Annotated in this window: 16 protein-coding genes; 6 read left to right on the top strand and 10 right to left on the bottom strand. The window is 65.6% G+C overall.

Going from position 1 to position 17,792, the window contains the following annotated elements:
* Positions 1-116 precede the first annotated feature (116 nt).
* Genes AX725_RS01645 through AX725_RS01635 form a run of 3 tightly spaced genes read right to left on the bottom strand, consistent with a single transcriptional unit; the run spans position 117 to position 3,025 of the window.
* The gene (locus tag AX725_RS01645; protein WP_081097097.1) at positions 117-446 is read right to left on the bottom strand and encodes a hypothetical protein; all 330 of its coding nucleotides are present in this window, start codon (positions 444-446) and stop codon (positions 117-119) included.
* Positions 447-457: 11 nt separating this feature from the next.
* On the bottom strand, positions 458-991 hold the full coding sequence (gene ppa / locus AX725_RS01640) for an inorganic diphosphatase (RefSeq protein ID WP_060980254.1): 534 nt from the start codon (positions 989-991) through the stop codon (positions 458-460).
* Positions 992-1,051: 60 nt separating this feature from the next.
* Positions 1,052-3,025 (bottom strand): M61 family metallopeptidase, encoded by a 1,974-nt coding sequence (locus AX725_RS01635; protein WP_066114595.1) that lies wholly within the window; start codon positions 3,023-3,025, stop codon positions 1,052-1,054.
* Between the two features lie 64 nt (positions 3,026-3,089).
* On the opposite strand from AX725_RS01635, the gene hisS reads away from it, so the two are divergent.
* The 4 genes from hisS (at position 3,090) to AX725_RS01615 (ending at position 7,588) form a co-directional block, all read left to right on the top strand.
* Positions 3,090-4,337 (top strand): histidine--tRNA ligase, encoded by a 1,248-nt coding sequence (hisS, locus tag AX725_RS01630; protein WP_060980283.1) that lies wholly within the window; start codon positions 3,090-3,092, stop codon positions 4,335-4,337.
* 103 nt (positions 4,338-4,440) lie between these two features.
* Positions 4,441-5,529: a peptide chain release factor 1 gene (gene prfA / locus AX725_RS01625; RefSeq protein ID WP_060980255.1), complete on the top strand. Its 1,089-nt coding sequence runs from the start codon at positions 4,441-4,443 to the stop codon at positions 5,527-5,529.
* A 97-nt stretch (positions 5,530-5,626) separates the two neighbouring features.
* Positions 5,627-6,484, top strand: coding sequence for a peptide chain release factor N(5)-glutamine methyltransferase (prmC, locus tag AX725_RS01620; protein WP_060980256.1), 858 nt, complete (start codon positions 5,627-5,629; stop codon positions 6,482-6,484).
* 309 nt (positions 6,485-6,793) lie between these two features.
* A complete protein-coding gene (locus AX725_RS01615) occupies positions 6,794-7,588 on the top strand; it encodes a DUF4167 domain-containing protein (protein WP_060980257.1) in 795 nt (264 codons plus the stop codon).
* A gap of 114 nt (positions 7,589-7,702) precedes the next feature.
* Here AX725_RS01615 and sciP read toward each other — a convergent pair whose 3' ends face one another.
* Positions 7,703-8,002: a CtrA inhibitor SciP gene (gene sciP / locus AX725_RS01610; RefSeq protein WP_017670538.1), complete on the bottom strand. Its 300-nt coding sequence runs from the start codon at positions 8,000-8,002 to the stop codon at positions 7,703-7,705.
* 7 nt (positions 8,003-8,009) lie between these two features.
* Complete coding sequence (locus AX725_RS20820) at positions 8,010-8,372, bottom strand: hypothetical protein (protein ID WP_156440454.1); 363 nt, start codon at positions 8,370-8,372, stop codon at positions 8,010-8,012.
* Positions 8,373-8,567: 195 nt separating this feature from the next.
* On the opposite strand from AX725_RS20820, the gene mnmA reads away from it, so the two are divergent.
* A complete protein-coding gene (mnmA, locus tag AX725_RS01600; RefSeq protein ID WP_066114591.1) occupies positions 8,568-9,704 on the top strand; it encodes a tRNA 2-thiouridine(34) synthase MnmA in 1,137 nt (378 codons plus the stop codon).
* A gap of 75 nt (positions 9,705-9,779) precedes the next feature.
* Complete coding sequence (locus tag AX725_RS01595; RefSeq protein WP_067513038.1) at positions 9,780-11,123, top strand: alginate export family protein; 1,344 nt, start codon at positions 9,780-9,782, stop codon at positions 11,121-11,123.
* A gap of 9 nt (positions 11,124-11,132) precedes the next feature.
* On the opposite strand, the gene AX725_RS01590 is transcribed toward AX725_RS01595, so the two are convergent.
* From AX725_RS01590 to AX725_RS01570, 5 genes are read right to left on the bottom strand one after another with little or no spacing between them, the layout of a single operon-like run.
* Entirely contained in the window at positions 11,133-13,022 is a 1,890-nt protein-coding gene (locus AX725_RS01590; RefSeq protein WP_060980261.1) for an XrtA/PEP-CTERM system amidotransferase, read from the bottom strand.
* A gap of 6 nt (positions 13,023-13,028) precedes the next feature.
* Positions 13,029-14,576, bottom strand: coding sequence for an exosortase A (gene xrtA / locus AX725_RS01585; RefSeq protein ID WP_060980262.1), 1,548 nt, complete (start codon positions 14,574-14,576; stop codon positions 13,029-13,031).
* Positions 14,576-15,799 carry a TIGR03087 family PEP-CTERM/XrtA system glycosyltransferase gene (locus AX725_RS01580; protein WP_060980263.1) on the bottom strand — a complete coding sequence of 408 codons (1,224 nt, stop codon included), beginning with the start codon at positions 15,797-15,799 and terminating at the stop codon, positions 14,576-14,578. Before AX725_RS01580 ends, xrtA begins: the two co-directional genes overlap by 1 nt.
* Entirely contained in the window at positions 15,799-16,893 is a 1,095-nt protein-coding gene (locus AX725_RS01575; protein WP_060980264.1) for a FemAB family XrtA/PEP-CTERM system-associated protein, read from the bottom strand. Before AX725_RS01575 ends, AX725_RS01580 begins: the two co-directional genes overlap by 1 nt.
* Positions 16,893-17,789, bottom strand: coding sequence for an XrtA system polysaccharide deacetylase (locus AX725_RS01570; protein WP_060980265.1), 897 nt, complete (start codon positions 17,787-17,789; stop codon positions 16,893-16,895). Before AX725_RS01570 ends, AX725_RS01575 begins: the two co-directional genes overlap by 1 nt.
* Between the last annotated feature and the right edge of the window lie 3 nt (positions 17,790-17,792).

Raw genomic sequence — 17,792 nt, 5'->3', positions numbered from 1 at the left:
TTTTCGGTCCAAACCCGACCGTTAATCGGTCGATGAACGTATGTGGCCGCGCTAAAGCATAGACGCGCACCAAAGGAAACCCTGCAAACGAACAGGGCGTGGCGGTTTTTGGATTGTCAGTTGCGCACTGCGCAAATCAGGCCGGACGAACTGACGACGCCCAGGATTTCCGGATCGCCCAGCGCCCGGGTGCGGCGCAGGAATTCGTCGAAACTGCCCGCCTGTTGCAGCTTGCCAAGACGCCCCAGGCGCTGGAGTTGCACCAGCGAAAGTCGGTCGACCATGCGGCTGGCCATGCAGGCCGACACCGGACGGCTCAGCCCCGTACGCTCCAGCGCCGCGCGCGTGCGCGCCTCGGGCGTGGCGCAGGCCGAAAGCGCGAGGATCGCAGCCCCGAGCGCGGCAAGGCTGCCGACGCTGCGAAAGGCTGCGATCCTCATGCCCATGACCGTACCGCTTATTTGGCAGCCTGGGCGCGCTCGATCGCCTCGGTGATGATGCGGCGCGCCTCTTCGGCATTGCCCCACTTGCCGATTCGCACCCATTTTTCGGTTTCCAGATCCTTGTAGTGGGTGAAGAAATGCTCGATCTGCGCGAAGACGATGTCGGGCATGTCCTCCTTCTCGCGCACATCGGTATAATACGGGAAGGTCGCGGTATCGGGCACGCAGACGACCTTCTCGTCGCCGCCATGCTCGTCTTCCAGGTTCAGCACCGCGATGGGACGCGCGCGCACGACCGATCCCGGCATGAACGGCGAACGGGCCACCACCAGCGCGTCGAGCGGATCGCCATCGGGCGATAGCGTGTGCGGGATGAAGCCGTAATTGGCGGGATAGCGCATCGGCGTGTGCAGGATGCGGTCAACGAACAGCGCGCCCGAGGCCTTGTCGAACTCGTATTTCACCGGTTCGCCACCGGTGGGCACTTCGATGATCACGTTGACATTGTTCGGCGGGTTCTTGCCGATCGGAATCTCTTTGATAAGCATGAGGTTGAATGCCTTTGTTCTGTTATCCCCGCAAGAACGGGCTGCCCGTTCCTTCAGCGTTCAGCGGGTTTGCGGCGCAAGCAGGCGGTCCAGGCCGGTTTCGCCCTGCCCCGTCTTGCGGAGCGCCGGATAGCGCAAGCGGCCGCGATAGGAAAGTGCGGTTTCGCGGTAACGCTTGCCCCGCTTGACCAGAAGCTGGACGCTGCCGGTGCTGGTGGTTGCCGCGACGGCGGATTTCAGCGCCTCGCCCGAATAGTCGCGTCCGGCCACCCCGGTGATCTGGTCGCCCACGGTCATGCCCGCATCGAAGGCCGGACTGCCCCACATGACCTGCGCGATCTTGCCGTCCTTCTCGACGATCAGGCCGATCGAATGGCTGAGATCCGTGGTGCCCGAGGCGGCCTCGCCGGAGCGGATGAAATTGCTCGCTTCCGGAACATAGACCAGCTCGTATCCGCCCAGCGCAAAGCCCTGCTTGCCGACCTCGGGCGTCACCTCGAACACGCGGCTCTGGAAAAAGCCCTGCCAGTCATAGGGCTGGACAGCGTTGAGCGCAGCGACGACATCGGGCAGCTCATAGGTGACCACGCCCCAGTCGCCCTCGCGCCCGCCGAAAAAGCTGCGCGCGAAATCCTGGAGCGAGCGGGCATTGCCCGACTCGCGGCGGATGATCTGGTCGGCCTCGAGCCAGATCATCATGCCCTCGTTGTAATAGTCCTCGCTGCGCTGATAGCTGGTCCAGCCCTTGGGGCGGCGCGCGGCGATGATCGGATCGTGCGTGGTATCGACCAGCGGACGCCAATTGCGCCCTGCCCTGCGGTCGAGCCCGGCGGCGATGCTGGCAAAGGCGTCGAGCGTGTCCTGATAGCTGAACAGCCCCGACCGCGCGCCCAGGACATAGCCCCAGAACTGTGTCTGCCCCTCATAGACCCAGAGCAGATCGTCGCGGCTGGGCGTACGGAAATCGGGCGCCCAGATGCCCTGCGGACGGCGGTGCTTGCCGTTCCAGCTGTGCGTCATCTCGTGCGGCAGCAGGTTGCGCGATCCCGGCCCCTTGGCCCAGTCGGTGAAATAGCCGGTACCGACGCCGTTCTCGCTGCTGCGATGATGCTCGATGCCGATCCCGCTCATCTCGTCCGAGAGCGACAGGAGGAAATCGTAGCGATCATAATGCCGCACGCCGAACAGATGCTCGGCCTCTGCCACCAGCCGCTTGTGCGCCTCGATCTGGTCAGGCGTGGCAGCAAGATATTCGGGCGCATCGGCCACGACGTTGAGAGTCACCTTGTCGGACAGCGCAAAGCTCTTGAAATGCGCTCCGGCGAACATCGGGCTGTCGACCAGCGTATCATAGTCGACGCGCTCGTACGCGACCTTGCTGCCGGTCGTGCGTTTGGCCCGCATCGCGCTGCCTGCCTGCCAGCCTGCGGGCCAGGTGACCGACGCATCAACCGGGATGTTGCGGGTGAAATAGCCCGCCGGGTAAAGTGACACGTTGTTCCAGCGCAGGTTCATCATCTTGGGCGCGACGACCACACGACCCTGGTTGCTGGCGGTCGGACTGACGAACTGAAACTCCGCCACCACCTCGCGCACGCCCTTGGGCAGGGTGACGTGGAAAGCGTAGACGTCCAGCGAATCGCGCCGCCAGGCAAGCGGCTTGCCACTGGCGCTGAACTTCAGGCCGACCAGCTTCTCGATCTCGCCACGCGGGGCATGGTTGCCGGGCAACCATTGCGGGTAGAGCAGGGTCAGACGGCCGTTATTGCGGGCATCTTCGGGCACCGGAACGGTCTGCTTCATGCTGAAGATCGCGCGATCGACATCGGTCGCGTCCACCTCGAGCGTCATGACGCCGGGAAAGGGAATATCGCGCGCGGCGGGTACGATGTCCTTGACCGCCACCGGTTGGGGCTTGCTGTTCTGGGCGATGGCGGGGCTGGCAAGCAGGGCAAGGACGATAGCGGTGGAAGCGATGAGCTGACGCAATTTGGAGACCCTTTGGCAAGTGCGTGTTTGCTGCACCATAAACATGCCCATCAAAAAAATGCACCCGCCGGTTTGGCGTCGCATCAAAAAGTCGCTAATGGCGCGGAATATGGCCAAAATCAGTACACCAGGCGCGATCCGCGGGACGCAGGACATTTTCGGCGAAGATCAGGAGCGGTTCGGCCATGTGGTCGAAACGTTCGAACGGGTGCGCCGCCTGTACAATTTCCGCCGCGTCGAAATGCCGGTGTTCGAGGCCACGGCCGTCTTCGCGCGCTCGCTCGGAGAAACCACCGATGTCGTGTCGAAGGAAATGTACACGTTCGACGATCGCGGCGGCGATTCGCTGACGCTGCGCCCCGAATTCACCGCCGGGCTGGTCCGCGCGTACCTCACCAATGGCTGGCAGCAATATGCGCCGATCAAGCTTGCGACGCACGGCCCGCTCTTCCGCTACGAGCGCCCGCAAAAGGGCCGCTATCGCCAGTTCCACCAGATCGATGCCGAGATCATCGGCGCGGGCGAGCCGCAGGCCGATGTCGAGCTGCTCGTCATGGCCGACCAGATCTTGCGCGAGCTGGGCATCAGCGAAGGCGTGACACTGCAGCTCAACACGCTCGGCGATGCCGCCAGCCGCGACGCCTGGCGCGCCGCACTCATTCAGCATTTTCAGACGCATAAGGGCGATCTCTCGCAGGAATCGCAGGACCGGCTGGAGCGCAATCCCTTGCGCATCCTCGACAGCAAGGAAGCCCAGGACCGACCGATCGCCGATGCCGCGCCCGATATCGATGCCTTTCTCACCGACGAGGCCGCCAGCTTCTTCGACAGGGTGACCAGCGGGCTCGATGCGGCCGGCGTTGCCTGGACGCGCAACGCGCGGTTGGTGCGCGGGCTGGATTATTATCGCCACACCGCATTCGAATTCGTCACCGACCGGCTCGGTGCGCAGGGCACGGTGCTCGGCGGTGGGCGCTATGACGGGCTGATCGAGAATCTGGGCGGGTCGCCCACTCCGGCGGTCGGCTGGGCCGCAGGGATTGAGCGGCTGGCGATGCTGAGCGACATTTCGGGCCGCGATTTCGGGCTCGATGTCATCATCGCGGTGGAAGACGATCGCGCGCTCGCATCCGCGACTTCGGCCCAGGCACGGCTGCGCAATGCAGGAATTTCAGCCGACATGATCGCCACCGGATCGCCGCGCAAGCGTTACGACAAGGCAGCAAAGATCAACGCCAAGGTCCTGATTTCCTTTCAGCATGATGGCGATCAGGCCAGGGCCAATATTAGGTCCACCCCGCAAAGTGAATTGCAGGCCAGGGTCGAGGCGTTGTTGAACGGTATTTCAACGGTTTGATGGCACAAACCATGACAAATGCCGTAATTCTGCCGCTAAGCAGCAAGTCAGTGTCGGGAATCGCGCTGGCGGACTGGGTGGGAACTCGGGGGGAGACACAAGAATGACCCGGATTTCCGGTGAACGTATCGCGCAGATCGAAGCGCGCTTTGGCAAGCTGCAGGCGCTGATGGCCTCGGGCACGCTGGTGGGCGACGAGTTCGTCCAGACGGCGAAGGACTATGCCGAGCTTGAACCGGTCGCCCGCGCCGCTGCAGAAGTGCGCCGCCTTCGCGCCGAGCTGGAAGTGCTCGAAGGGTTGATGGCGGACAACGAGTCTGATCCCGATATCGTCAAGCTTGCCGCCGGAGAGGCGGAGACAGTGCGCGAGCGCCTGCCTCCCGCCGAAAGGACCCTCGCGATCAAGCTGCTGCCGCGCGACAGCGCCGACAACCGCCCGGCCATGCTCGAAATCCGTGCGGGGACCGGCGGCGACGAAGCGGCGCTGTTCGCGGGCGATCTGCTGCGCATGTACACGCGCTTTGCCGAAGAACAGGGCTGGAAGATCGAGATCCTGTCGGCCAACGCCGCCGATGTGGGCGGGTTCAAGGAAGTCATCGCCTCGGTCAATGGATCGGGCGTGTTCGCCAAACTCAAGTTCGAAAGCGGCGTCCACCGGGTACAACGCGTGCCCGTGACCGAAAGCGGCGGACGCATTCATACCAGTGCGGCGACGGTCGCGGTTCTGCCCGAGCCCGAAGAGGTCGACGTGCAGATCAGCGACAATGACCTGCGCATCGATGTCTATCGCGCCTCCGGATCGGGCGGCCAGCACGTCAACACCACCGACAGCGCGGTGCGGATCACGCACATTCCTTCGGGCCTGGTGGTGACGCAGCAGGACGAGAAGTCGCAGCACAAGAACAAGGCCAAGGCGCTGAAGGTGCTCGCCGCGCGGCTCTATGAGCTCGAACGCAGCAAGGCCGCCAATGCCGAAGCCGATGCGCGCAAGTCGATGGTCGGATCGGGCGACCGGTCGGAGCGCATCCGCACCTACAATTTCCCGCAGGGACGCGTCACCGACCACCGCATCAACCTGACGCTGCACCGGCTCGACGAGATTCTCGAAGGCTGGGGGCTGAACGAGCTGATCAATGCGCTGACCGCCGAGGACCAGGCGGCGCGCCTGGCAAACATGGATATGGCGGGGTGAGATTTTCGGGATCAAATCTCAACGTCACCCCTGCTCAGGCGGGGGTCCCGCTTCCTTTCAAAACCGGCGCACAAGCGGGATTCCCGCGTTCGCGGGAATGACGCAGAGCGCAACGATCGCCGATGCCTTGCGCGAAGCGGCGGCGGACCTTTCCGGAATATCCGACACCCCCCGGCTCGATGCCGAGCTGCTGATGGCCGATGCGCTGGGCATTGATCGCGGTACCATGCTGCTGATGCGCACGCGCGATCCGGTGCCTTCCGGCTTTGCCGAGCGGCTGGCGCGGCGCGCGGCGCACGAACCTGTCGCCTATATTACCGGCAGGCAGGATTTCTGGACGCTGACGCTCGCCGTTTCGCCTGCCGTCCTGATACCGCGCAGCGACAGCGAAACGCTGATCGAAGCTGCGCTTGAGGCCTTTGCCGAGCGCGCGCCGACGCGCATTCTCGATCTGGGTACTGGATCGGGGGCGTTGCTGCTGGCGGCGCTCAGCGAATTTCCGCATGCCAGCGGCGTCGGCATCGACGCCAGCGAAGCGGCGATCGGCATCGCACGCGCCAATGCCGAAGCCACCGGGCTGGCCCATCGCGCGCAGATGCTGCACGGCAATTGGCGGCGCGAAGGTTGGACCACGCCCCTGCCCGGCCCGTTCGACCTGATCCTCGCCAATCCGCCCTATATCGAGGCCGATGCCGCGCTTGCCCGCCAGGTCATGGAGCACGAGCCGCACTCCGCATTGTTCGCAGGCGCCGAGGGACTGGACGATTATCGGATCCTGATCCCCGCCCTGCCCGCGCTCCTCGCCGATAGAGGCATGGCGATCTTCGAGATCGGCGCCAGCCAGTGCGAACCGGTCTCGGCCATCGCCGCCGCGCATGGCTATAGCGCGCAATGCCGCCGCGATCTGGCCGGGCATGACCGCGCACTGATGTTGCGCCGCCGGGCAGCCACCTGATATTTCGCTTGGCAAGCCCTTGGCGACCCGCTACCACCTGTACAGCAAGAACGCTGATGCCGGCGAAGGGCCCATCACGCTTGCTGACCCCAATCATCTTGTTCGGGCAGCTTATCACGGCCACTCAAAGCGGATGAAAGGCTTGGGACGCGCGGCGCGCCTTTGGGCAGCGCCTGCACGGACGCGCAGAGGACACGCAGGACACTTGCGACTGATAAGGAAGCGTCAACTTTGAACAACAATCGTGGAACGAGCCGTCGTCGCGGCCGTGGCAATAACCGTCCGCAGAACAATGGTCGCGGCGGAGGCATGGATCAGGGCAACCGGATCGACAGCCGGGCGCGCGGCAATGCCACGCAGATGCTCGAGAAATACAAGAAGATGGCGCACGATGCGCAGATGAACGGCGACCGCGTGGCCACCGAATATTATCTGCAGTTTGCCGACCATTATTTCCGCGTGCTCGCCGACAACCGTGCCCGTCAGGACGAATATCGCCGCCCCCGCGAGGATCAGGGCCGCGACCTTGGCGGCGACTATGCCGACGACGAGGACGACGGCATCTACGGCGCGCCGCAAGGCCAGGGACAGCGCAATTATGCGCAGGATCAGGCCGATGATGCGAGTGCGCGGAGCCAGGACGAGGATGGCGAGGAGCAGGACGAGCCCCGCACCCAGCGTCGCGACAATCCGCAGCGCGAGGGCCGCCAGAATAATGAGCGCCAGGGCGGAGATCGCCAGAACGGCGAGCGCCGCGAGCGCCGCCCTCGCGGTGATCGCGAAGAAGGCCCGCGTCAGGAGCGCGCGGAACGTCAGCCCCGCCAGCGCCAGGACGAAGCGGTTGCCGCTCCGGCTCCGGTCGAAGCTGCAGACGATGGTGATGGCGATGCCAAGCCGCGCCGCACGCTGCGCGGCCGTGGCCGTCCGCCGCGCGCTGCCGAGCCGGAAGGCACCAATGCGCTCGATCCGATGATCCTGCCTCCCGCGATCGGCAGCGCCAGCGAAGCGCCGGTCGAGGCCGAAGCACCCAAGCCCAAGCGTCGTGCCGCACCGCGCCGCAAGGCTGCAGAGTCGGGCGACATGGAAGCGGCAGCGGCCGAATAAGCCTCGGGGCCGCACCGGCGCCACCGGTCCGGACCCGGCTTTTCGCAGAACAGGAAAGGGGCGCGGTCCATATGCGGACCGCGCCCCTTTCTTGTTTCGCTTGGAGGGGGAAGCTTAGTAGCGCTGCTGGCGCTCGTAGAGATCGCGATAATGCTGGATGCGCGTGACCCGCAGGCCCGGCATGCCCGACCGGTCGACCGCACGCTGCCACGAGGCAAACTCCTCCAGCGTCAGGTCATAGCGTTCGCATACCTCGTCGATCGTCAACAGACCGCCATTGACGGCCGCGACGACTTCCGCCTTGCGACGCACCACCCAGCGCTTGGTGCCCGGGGCCGGCAGGTTGTCCAGCGTCAGCGGTTCGCCGAGCGGACCGATGACCTGTGCCGGTTTGATTTTCTGATTCTCGATCATCACGTCCTCAAAAGGCCTGGTTACTGCAACTTTGCGCGTGGCCAGGGTGTAACCAATCGGCTTTTCGATTGACTGAAGCACAATGGTAAACGTCATTTTGACCATGCTGTTCCGATGGGGTGAAACGGTTCAGCGCGTCGGCAAAGTGCGGATTGAAGCTGCCCCGCACGACCTGGTCGGCCCGAATCCGGCCAGCCAGCCACGCGGCCAGCACGCCCACCGAATCGCCTGCGTCCTTAACCATGGGGGGGTGGTCGGAACGCGAGACGACCGGCGCGCACGCCAGCGCACGCAGGATGTCCATATCCAGGGCGCGCAGGTTGATCGGCACGCCTTGGGCCAGGTGGACTGAGTCATGGGGGAAGTTCATGTCCATGCCCAGGGTGTATCAGGCAAACCGTAAGACCAGGTAAAGGCAGCCTTCATGGCTGATTAGCCTTGGTTAATTGGCGCTAAGACTGAGGCTGAAATGCCCGAAATTACGGGTTTTCACAGTTTCAACCTCTGGCATTTTTTTGACACCCCAGGGTGGCGAAAACTCGTCGGCACCGCTACATGCCGCGGCATGCGCACCCCCGATCTGTCCGGATTTCAGCTTGATGGCGACATGAAGGCGCGGCGAATCGTCGTGGCCATGTCTGGCGGAGTCGATTCTTCTGTCGTCGCGGGCCTTGCCGCCGCCACCGGTGCAGAAACGATCGGCATCACCCTGCAGCTCTATGATCATGGCGCGGCGGTGAAGCGCGCAGGATCGTGCTGCGCCGGACAGGACATTCGCGACGCCCGCGCGGTCGCCGATCGCCTGGGCATCGCGCATTATGTGTTCGATCACGAAAGCCGCTTTCGCGAATCCGTGGTCGAGCGTTTCGCCGACGAATATATGGCCGGGCGCACCCCCATTCCCTGCATCCAGTGCAACATGGGCGTGAAGTTCACCGATCTGCTGCAGATGGCGCGCGATCTGGGGGCGGACTGCCTCGCGACGGGCCATTATGTCCGCCGGGTGATCGGCGCCGATGGCCGCAGCGAACTGCACCGCGCGCACGATCCGGCGCGCGACCAGAGCTATTTCCTGTTCGCCACCACCGACGATCAGATGGATTTCCTGCGCTTCCCGCTCGGCGGCCTGCCCAAGCCGCAGGTGCGCGCGCTGGCACAGGACATGGGGCTGATCAATGCTACCAAGCCCGACAGCCAGGATATCTGCTTCGTCCCCGATGGCGATTATGCTTCGGTGGTGCGCAAGGTGCGTCTCGATGCCGATACCGGCGGCGAGATCGTGCATATCGACGGCCGCGTGCTGGGCGAACACAAGGGGCTGATCCACTACACCATCGGCCAGCGCAAGGGTCTGGAAATCGGCGGCCAGCCGGTGCCGCTCTATGTGGTGAAGCTCGATGCGGACACGCGCCGCGTGATCGTCGGCCCGCGCTCGGCATTGGCGACGCGCGCGGCTCAGATCGTCGATCTCAATTGGATCGGCGGCAGTTATGACGGCCCGATGGAAGCCAAGGTGCGCTCGCTCGCCCGGCCTGCCCCGGTGACGATCGAGGGCACGGGGCCGAGCCGGCGGCTGGTTTTCGTGCAGCCGGAATATGGCGTCGCGCCAGGCCAGGCAGCGGTGCTCTATGCGGGCGACCGCGTCCTCGGCGGCGGCTGGATCGCCTCGACCGAACCCGTCGAACCTGCACTCGCCGCCTGAGCGATTGTGCGCTAGGCTCCCGTCGGGGGAAGGAATTTGCGCGCAATCGCATCTTTGCTGGCGATCGGGGTGACGATGTCCGTCGCGCCCGCTGACGCGCAGACCATGGCCCCCAGCACCGCGCCGGTTCCGGATTCGAGCGATCGACGGAAAGCGGAGAAGGCCAGCCCGATCACGATCACTGGCAGCCTGCGGCTGCGCTATGAGATGCTCGAAGGCCAGTTCCGCCCGGGCCTGCCCTCGCGCGACGATGCCGTCACCGTCCAGACCGCTATTGCTGCCGATTATCGCGCCGGTCCCTGGCACCTTTCCGCCGAACTGATCGACGCCCGCGCCTATTTCGCCAACGCACCCGGCGCGGTCAGCACGAGCGAGGTCAATGCGCTGGAGCTGAGCCGTGCCTCGATCGGCTATTCGGACGGACCGCTCGAACTGACCGCAGGCCGCTTCCATCTCAATCTCGGCTCGCGGCGACTGGCAGGGCGCAACGCCTTTCGCAACACGATCAACAGCTTCACCGGCGTCAGGCTCGACTGGCGCGGCAAGGCCAAGGACCATCTTGTCGCATTCTATGCGCTGCCCCACACCCGCCTGCCAAACGACCGCAATGGCCTGATCGACAATCGGGTGCGCTGGGACCGCGAGAGCTTCGATCTGAGCTTCTGGGGCGCGCACTACACCCGGCCCGACCTGTTCGACGGCGTGACGCTGCAGGCCAATGTTTTCGGCCTGAACGAGCGCGACGGTGCCAACGGCCCGACGCGCAACCGGCATCTGTTCACCTGGGGCGCAAGGCTCCACCGTGCCCCCCAACCTTGCGAATGGGATATGGATCTCGAAGGCGCGGTACAGACCGGCACGGTTCGCGCGTCGGTCGCCGCCAATGCACGCCGCCAGGACGTCCGCGCGTTCTTCGCACATGCCGAGTTCGGCTACAGCCCCGCCCTGTCCGGCAAGCCACGCATCTCGGCGCTGTTCGATCTCGCCAGCGGAGATGACCCGCGTTCACCTGATCGTTTCGCGCGGTTCGATACGTTGTTTGGTCCGCGCCGGTTCGAGCTCGGTCCGAGCGGGATCTTCGGTCCTCTCGCGCGCACCAACCTGCTCGCGGCAGGATTGCGCGGCGAGATTGCTCCCGCCCCACGCTGGGATGTCATGACCCTGTGGCGCCCCGCCTGGGTACACAACCGTCGCGACCGGTTCAGCAATAACGGTCCGGCCGACCCAAAGGGCCGCTCGGGCCGCTTTGCCGGACACATGCTCGAACTGCGGCTCGGCCACTGGTTGATCGACAGGAGGCTGCGGCTCGAGGCGGGTGCGGCCGTGCTGACCACGGGCCGGTTGCTCGAACAGGCTCCCAACGCCACCGGCTTTGGCGATACGCGCTATGCCTATGGCCAGGTGCAGTGGAATTTCTGACGGCGCGGATCAGAACACCCGGTCAAGCGCCTTGTCGAGCATCCATAGTTGCCAGAGCAGCCGGGCATTGTCGCTGCGTCCGGAAATATGCGCCTCAGCGATCTCGGTCAGGCGGACGGTGTTGAACCAGCCGCTGCGCGCGAGTGCCGAGCCGCTCGCGATGCGCCGCGCCTGATCGGCGAGCGGCCCGCGAAACCATTGGGCGATGGGGCTGACGAAACCCATTTTCGGGCGGTAGAGAATATCGTCGGGCAAGGTGCCGCGCATCGCACGCTTCATCAGCCATTTGCCCTGCCCGCCGCGCACGCGCATCGCCTCTGGCAGCGAGGCGCTGAATTCGATCAGCCGGTAATCGAGCAGCGGCTCGCGCGCCTCCAGACTCACCGCCATGCTGGTGCGATCGACCTTGGTCAGGATATCGCCGGGCAGCCACAGCTTCATGTCGGCATATTGCGCGGCATCGAGCCCCGAGCGCGCCGGGGCCGCTTCCATCAGCGCGATCATGTGATCCTCGCCGCGATAGCCGCCCAGCGCGGCGCGCTGGCTGTCTGAATAGAGCGATTGCCGCGTCGCATGATTGGTCACGCCGACGGCATCGGCATAGCCTTCCGCCCCGGTGCGCGCGAGCGAGAGCAAGGTCGATTTCGCGCGCAAGGGACGCGGCGCCCAGTCTGCCTTGGGATAGAGCGCGCCGAGCGCCCCGAAGACCGGGCCGCGCAAGCCCTGCGGCAACAGGCTGCGCACCCGCTCCTCGCCATGATGAAAGACATGACGGCGATAGCCCGCCAGCGCCTCATCCGCGCCGTCGCCCGACAGCGCGACGGTAACGCTCTCGCGCGCGAGCTGGCAGACGCGGAAGGTCGGCAGCATCGAGGCATCGGCAAAGGGTTCGTCGAACTGCGCCGCGACAGAATCGATGATCGCGATATCGTCGGGCGAGACGGTGCGGCTGCGGTGATCTGTGGCGAACCGCTCGGCAATCCGGCGCGCGTAATCGCTCTCGTCCAATGCCGCGACATCGAAACCGATGCTGCACGTTTTGACCGCCTGGGTCGAGCGTTCGGCCATCAGCGCGACGACGGTCGAGCTGTCGACCCCGCCCGAGAGGAACGCGCCGAGCGGCACATCCGCCACCATCCGCGAGGCCACCGCTTCGCGCATATGGTGCAGCAGTTCGGCCTGCAGATCGGCGACGGACCCGCGCGCGCGGCGCGAGAAATCGACGTCCCAATAGCGCACCGGTTCGGGCAGCGGCTTGCCGCGCTCCAGCATCAGATAATGCCCCGCCGGCAGCTTCTTCACCCCGCCGACGAAGCAGCGGTGATCGGGCACATAGCCGAAGGCGAGATAGTCATCGACCGCCTGGAGATCGGGTGCACGGCGCAGCGCCGGGTGCGCGAGCAGGCCTTTCAATTCCGACGCGAAGATGACGCTGCCATCGGGCAGGCTCGCATAATGGAGCGGCTTCACCCCCAGCCGGTCGCGCGCCATGAACAGCCGCTGCTGGCGATGGTCGAAGATCGCGAAGGCGAACATGCCGTTCAGCCGATCGAGACAGCCCACGCCCCATTGCCGCCACGCCGCCAGGATCACCTCGGTATCGCCCGAGGTGCGGAAGCTGTGCCCCAGAGCTTCGAGCTCGGCGCGCACCTCCTGAAAATTGTAGATCTCGCCATTGAAGGTCAGCACATCGGCTTCGTCCGCGCTCGCCATCGGCTGCGCGCTGCCTTCCAGGTCGATGATCGACAGCCGCAGATGCCCGAGGCCCACGCCCGGCGCGGTCCAGCAGCCGTTGCCATCAGGGCCACGGTGCAGCATCGCATCGGTCATCAGCCGGATGCGCGCCGGATCGACCGGCTTGGCGGTTTCGAGGTGAAAGATGCCTGCAATGCCGCACATGACCGGTCAGCGCCCCGCCAAAATGGTATCGGAAAGTTTCTGCGCGCTGCCGGCATCGCGCAGCAGCGCATCGATGGCCGGACGCGCCGAGCCGTCGCCGCTGCGCTCTGCCGAGACGATCAGGATCATCGCTGGCTGGCTCTGGCGCAGCAACCGGGCCTTGAGCGATTCCAGCCGGATGCCGAGATTGCTGCCGGTGACGACATCGCCGACGCGATAGAAGGTCGCGACATCACGCACCACCCTTCCCGGTCCGGTGATGATATCGGCCTTGCCGTCAGCGACCGCCGGCCCCTGCTCCACCCACGACCAGCGGCCGTCGGGATCGAGCGCGCCCTGGCCATAGCCGGTAATCTCGCGCCCTTCGGACTGGCCGTCGAACAGGGCGACATAGAGATCCACACGCTGGCCGTCGCGGGCATAGCTGGCGATCCAGCGGCGGTTGCTGCCCTGGGCGCGCGGCATCCAGGCGGTGTCGGGGGCATAGGCCACCCGCTGCCAGCCTTCGATTTCGGGCAGGCTGTTGCGCGCGGGCAGCGGCGCACGTTCGGGCAGCCCCATCAATGCCCAGCCGAGCGGCACAGCAACCAGCAGCGCTGCGCCCGCGATCACGAGGCGATCATTGGGCGGCAGATTGCGCGAGGCTTGCGCAAGGCGGTCTGCGATCGCCGGATCGAGGAACGGGTCGGTGACCTGGCGGTCGAAGAAGCGCCAGCCGATTGCCATCACCAGAATGAGCACCACCGCGAAGAAGATCCAGCCATAGAAGACATGGTCGAACCCTGCGGCGAAATCGAGGCCATATAGGTCGGCGATATAGATCGTCCCGAAGGCGCGCACGCCGTTGGCGAGGATCGGGACGACGATCGACAAGGCGACGATGCCGATCCGGCGGGGCCAGCTGTTGAAGCAGACATTGGCGACGAGCACGCCATAGGCGACCATCGCGATCAGAAACTTGACCCCAGAACAGGCCTCCGCGACGCGGAACAGCGCGGTCGGGGTGGAGATGAACACGCCCTCGATATGCGCGGGGATGCCCGACCAGCCGAGCAGCAGCATCGAGATATCCGCCGTGATCGTCTGCAGCGGCGGCACCAGTTCCTCGCCCACGGGCACAAGGAAGAAGGCATAGCCGAGCGGGAACATCAGCGCGCGGCCGACATGCGGGCCAAGCAGCGCCAGGGCGCTGCCCTGGAGGAACATAACCAGCGCCAGATGCCGCGCCAGCGCGACGCCGGCGGCCTCTCCCAGCACCCAGCCGCCGCTCGCTGCCGCCATCACCAGCAGCCCGGGCCACCAGAGCGCGGGCGTGATCCGCTTGAGCTCCTGCGTGCGCTGCATGACGAGCCAGCCAAGGATGAACGGGATCAGCAGGATATGGTTGAAGGTGGAACTGTCCCACCAGATCGCCACCATATCCAGCGCATCGCGTGCGAACGCCGCAAGGATCGCCACCCAGGCGATGCCGAGCCGGATCAGCGCCGAGCGCCAGGCAGGGCTGAGCGGCTTGGGTTCGGCAGTTTCGGGAATGTCTGCAGCAAGGCTCGCCATCAGGCCGCGCTCGGCACCAGAGCGGGTGGCTGGTCGAGCCAGGCGAGCAGCGGGGCGAGCTGCGCATCCCATTGATAATGCTTCAGCATATGCGCGCGCGCCGCTGCCCCGATAGCGGCAGCACGGTCTTGATCGGCCGCCAGCGCGCAAACGGCATCGACCATGGCCGCATCGTCGCGCGCGACTATGAAATGCGCGCCCGATTGCGCGACAATGCCTTCGGCTGCCGCGCCCGATGCAATGACCGGGCGCGCCATCGCCATGGCTTCCAGCACCTTGTTCTGGATGCCGCGTGCTATGCGCAAGGGCGCGACCACCAGGTCGGCCGAACCGATCCACGGGCGGATGTCGTCGACCGCGCCCACCACATGCACCCCGGCACGCCCTTCGAGCGCGCGCACCGCAGGAGCGGGATTGCGGCCGACGATATGAAACCGCGCATCTGGCAGCTGCTTCTGGACGGCGGGCAGCACGGCCTCGGCAAAATGGACCACCGCATCGACATTAGGGGCATAATCCATCTGGCCGGTGAACACGAGATGCGGCCCCGCCTCGCCCGCATAAGGCGCAGGGCCGACACCGACGGGATCGTAGAAGGCCGTATCGATGCCATTGACCACCGGGTCCACGCACACCTGCGGATCGCCAAGGCCCAGCCGGAACTCGGCCACCTCGGTGGGGCTACAGAACAGGCTGAGCTGCGCTCGGCGCGCCATCTGCCGTTCGAATGCGCCGAGCAGCCGCGCCTCGCGCGCGTGCACCAGCTTCATCGGACCGGCGGTCGCCTTGGCATAGGCGGCGAACTTGGCCGAATCCATGTCGACGAAATCGATGACCACGCGTCCGGCAAAGCTGGGCGGGATGAACTGCGCCATCTGACCCGAGAAAACGAAGATCGCGTCGATCGGACGGGTCGCCAGCAGCCGGGCGACATAATGCCGAATGTCCTGGCTATCGAAGGCGGTCAGAGACACCGGCTTGCCGCTGGGCAAGGCGTTGAGCCCGGCGCGCAGGTTCGAGATCGTGCGCCGTACCAGCAGGTGGCTGGCCGCGATCGCTGACAGGTCGGCCTCAGCGGCCATATCGGCCTCGGTCTCGCCAAAGGTGGCGACATGCACCGGTCCGCGCGCTGCCAGCGCCTTGAGGATCGCGTGCGAGCGGATCTTGTCGCCGCGGTCGGGCGGAAACGGGATTCGATGCGCCAGGAAGAGCAGCTCGCCCATCAGCCGAGCCCGTTGGCGATCCAGGGACCAAGCCGGTTGGCGATCGGCAACGGCAGCCGCTGCCACAGCGCGATCTGCAACCGGTATTTGGGGCTCAACGGATTGACGTCGCGCGGCGGCAGGCCATCGGCATTGCGCACGGCATAGCTGAGCGGCGCAGGCACAAAGCCCCAGTTCTTCTTGAACGCAAAAGCGCCGCTATCGACCTTCGAACGGCCGAAATCGAAACGGGTGCAGCCGCGGGCGCGCGCATGGTTCATCAGCGCATAATACATGACATCGTTGGCGCGCAGCCCGCGTGCCGCCCAGACCCCGCCGCCCCAGTATGGCATCACGCTGCCGCGATGATAGAGGCTGAGCACGCTCGCCACCGGCACATCGTCTTTCAGCACCGTCAGAATGTCGGCATCTTCGCCGAACGCATCGAGCACCGCCTCGAACAGCCCGCGCGGGAAGACCGGGGTACCGAGATTGCGCACGCTCTCCGCATAGACCGCATAATGCTGCTGCCGGTCGAGCGCGGAGGTGCCGGTGCGCACGGTCATGCCGTTGGCCAGGCCCTTGCGGACCTCTGCCCGCTGCTTGCGCGGGATCCATTCGAGCTGCTTCTGATCGGCATCGGGACCGTCGGCAACGAGCTCGGCGACGAAACCAGCGTGCGCGTCCGACTTGATCGTCCAGCGCGGATCGGCGGGCAGCATGCCACCGCGCAATTCCAGCGTCGGCGCGCTGTGGCGCTCGCATTGCAGCCAGGCAGCGTCGGCCAGCACCGCGGCGATCACCGCGTCATCGGCGAGGATGCCGCCATCGACGGCAAAGCCCGCCGAGACAATCGCGCGCCCGAACAGCGGCGAATGGACCACATGCAGCGGCAGATAGCCCGTGATCGAATTCGCAGGATCTTCCGCCACCAGTGCCAGCATTTGATGCCCGGTACCCTTTGCGACAGCCTCGCCCCAGGCCAGCCGGTGAAACGCGGTGGCGGAGGGGTGTGCTTCGATCCAGGCAGCGAGCCGCGCGCGTTCCTGCGCGTCGTCCAGCGCAGCGATGCGGACCGCAGGCGCGGCTATCACGGGTGGCGCGAAATGCAGCATCACAGCTTGCCCGCCGCGAGCGGAAGCGCGATCTCGTCAATCCGGCACCAGCTGAAATCGCGCGTCAGCCGCTCGAGCTTGTCCGCCATCGCGTCCAGCCCGGTATAGTGCCGCAGCCGTGAGCGCAGCGGCGCACCTTCGACGCGCGGCTGATCGGGATCGACCTCCCAGGGGTGGAAATAAAAGATCGCGGGCTGACCGTCGGTAGAGTTCACGCGGTTCAGCGCCCAGCGCGAAAGCGCATAGGGCAATATGCGGAAGAAGCCGCCTCCCCCCGCGCCGAAGCGGCGCTCGCCCAGTTGCACGGTGGTGACCGGCAGCTCGATCAGTTCCGATCCTTCGACCGGATGAAAGGCAAAGCGCGGCGCGGCGCGCCAGCCATAATGATCATGCGCGATCGGCGCGACGCTCGACGAATAGGCATAGCTGCGCTCAGCCAGGATCGGGTGCGCCCAGGGCGTGCGCTGGTCGATCGAGAAACTCGGTGCGCGATAGCCCCTGATCGCGACGCCGCCGGCATCCTCGAGCGCCTTGCGCGCCTTGTCGATATCCTCGGCGAACAGGTCGGGCGTCATCGTGAAGACGCGTGTGTGGTCCCAGCCATGGCTGGCAATCTCGTGCCCCTCGGCGATGATGCGGCGGATCAGCGCCGGGTGCCGATGCGCCACCCAGCCGAGCGTGAAAAAGGTCGCCTTGACGCTGCAGCGCGCGAACAGGTCGAGCACGGCGCCGGTGTTCAGCTCGACGCGGCTGGCAATGCCGTCCCAGTCGGCCGGATCGATCGTGTTCTCGAACGCGCCGACCTGAAAATACTCTTCGACATCAACCGAGAGGCCGTTGACGATGCGCCTGTTGGCAGTGCGATGCTGGCCCAGCGATGCTTCGCGCACGGTCATTCA

Origin of the sequence: Blastomonas sp. CCH9-A1, from assembly GCF_001557175.1 — a bacterium.
GTDB lineage: Bacteria > Pseudomonadota > Alphaproteobacteria > Sphingomonadales > Sphingomonadaceae > Blastomonas > Blastomonas delafieldii_A.
Note: the sequence above shows the minus strand (reverse complement) of the source record. Positions and strands in the feature narration are given on the sequence as shown.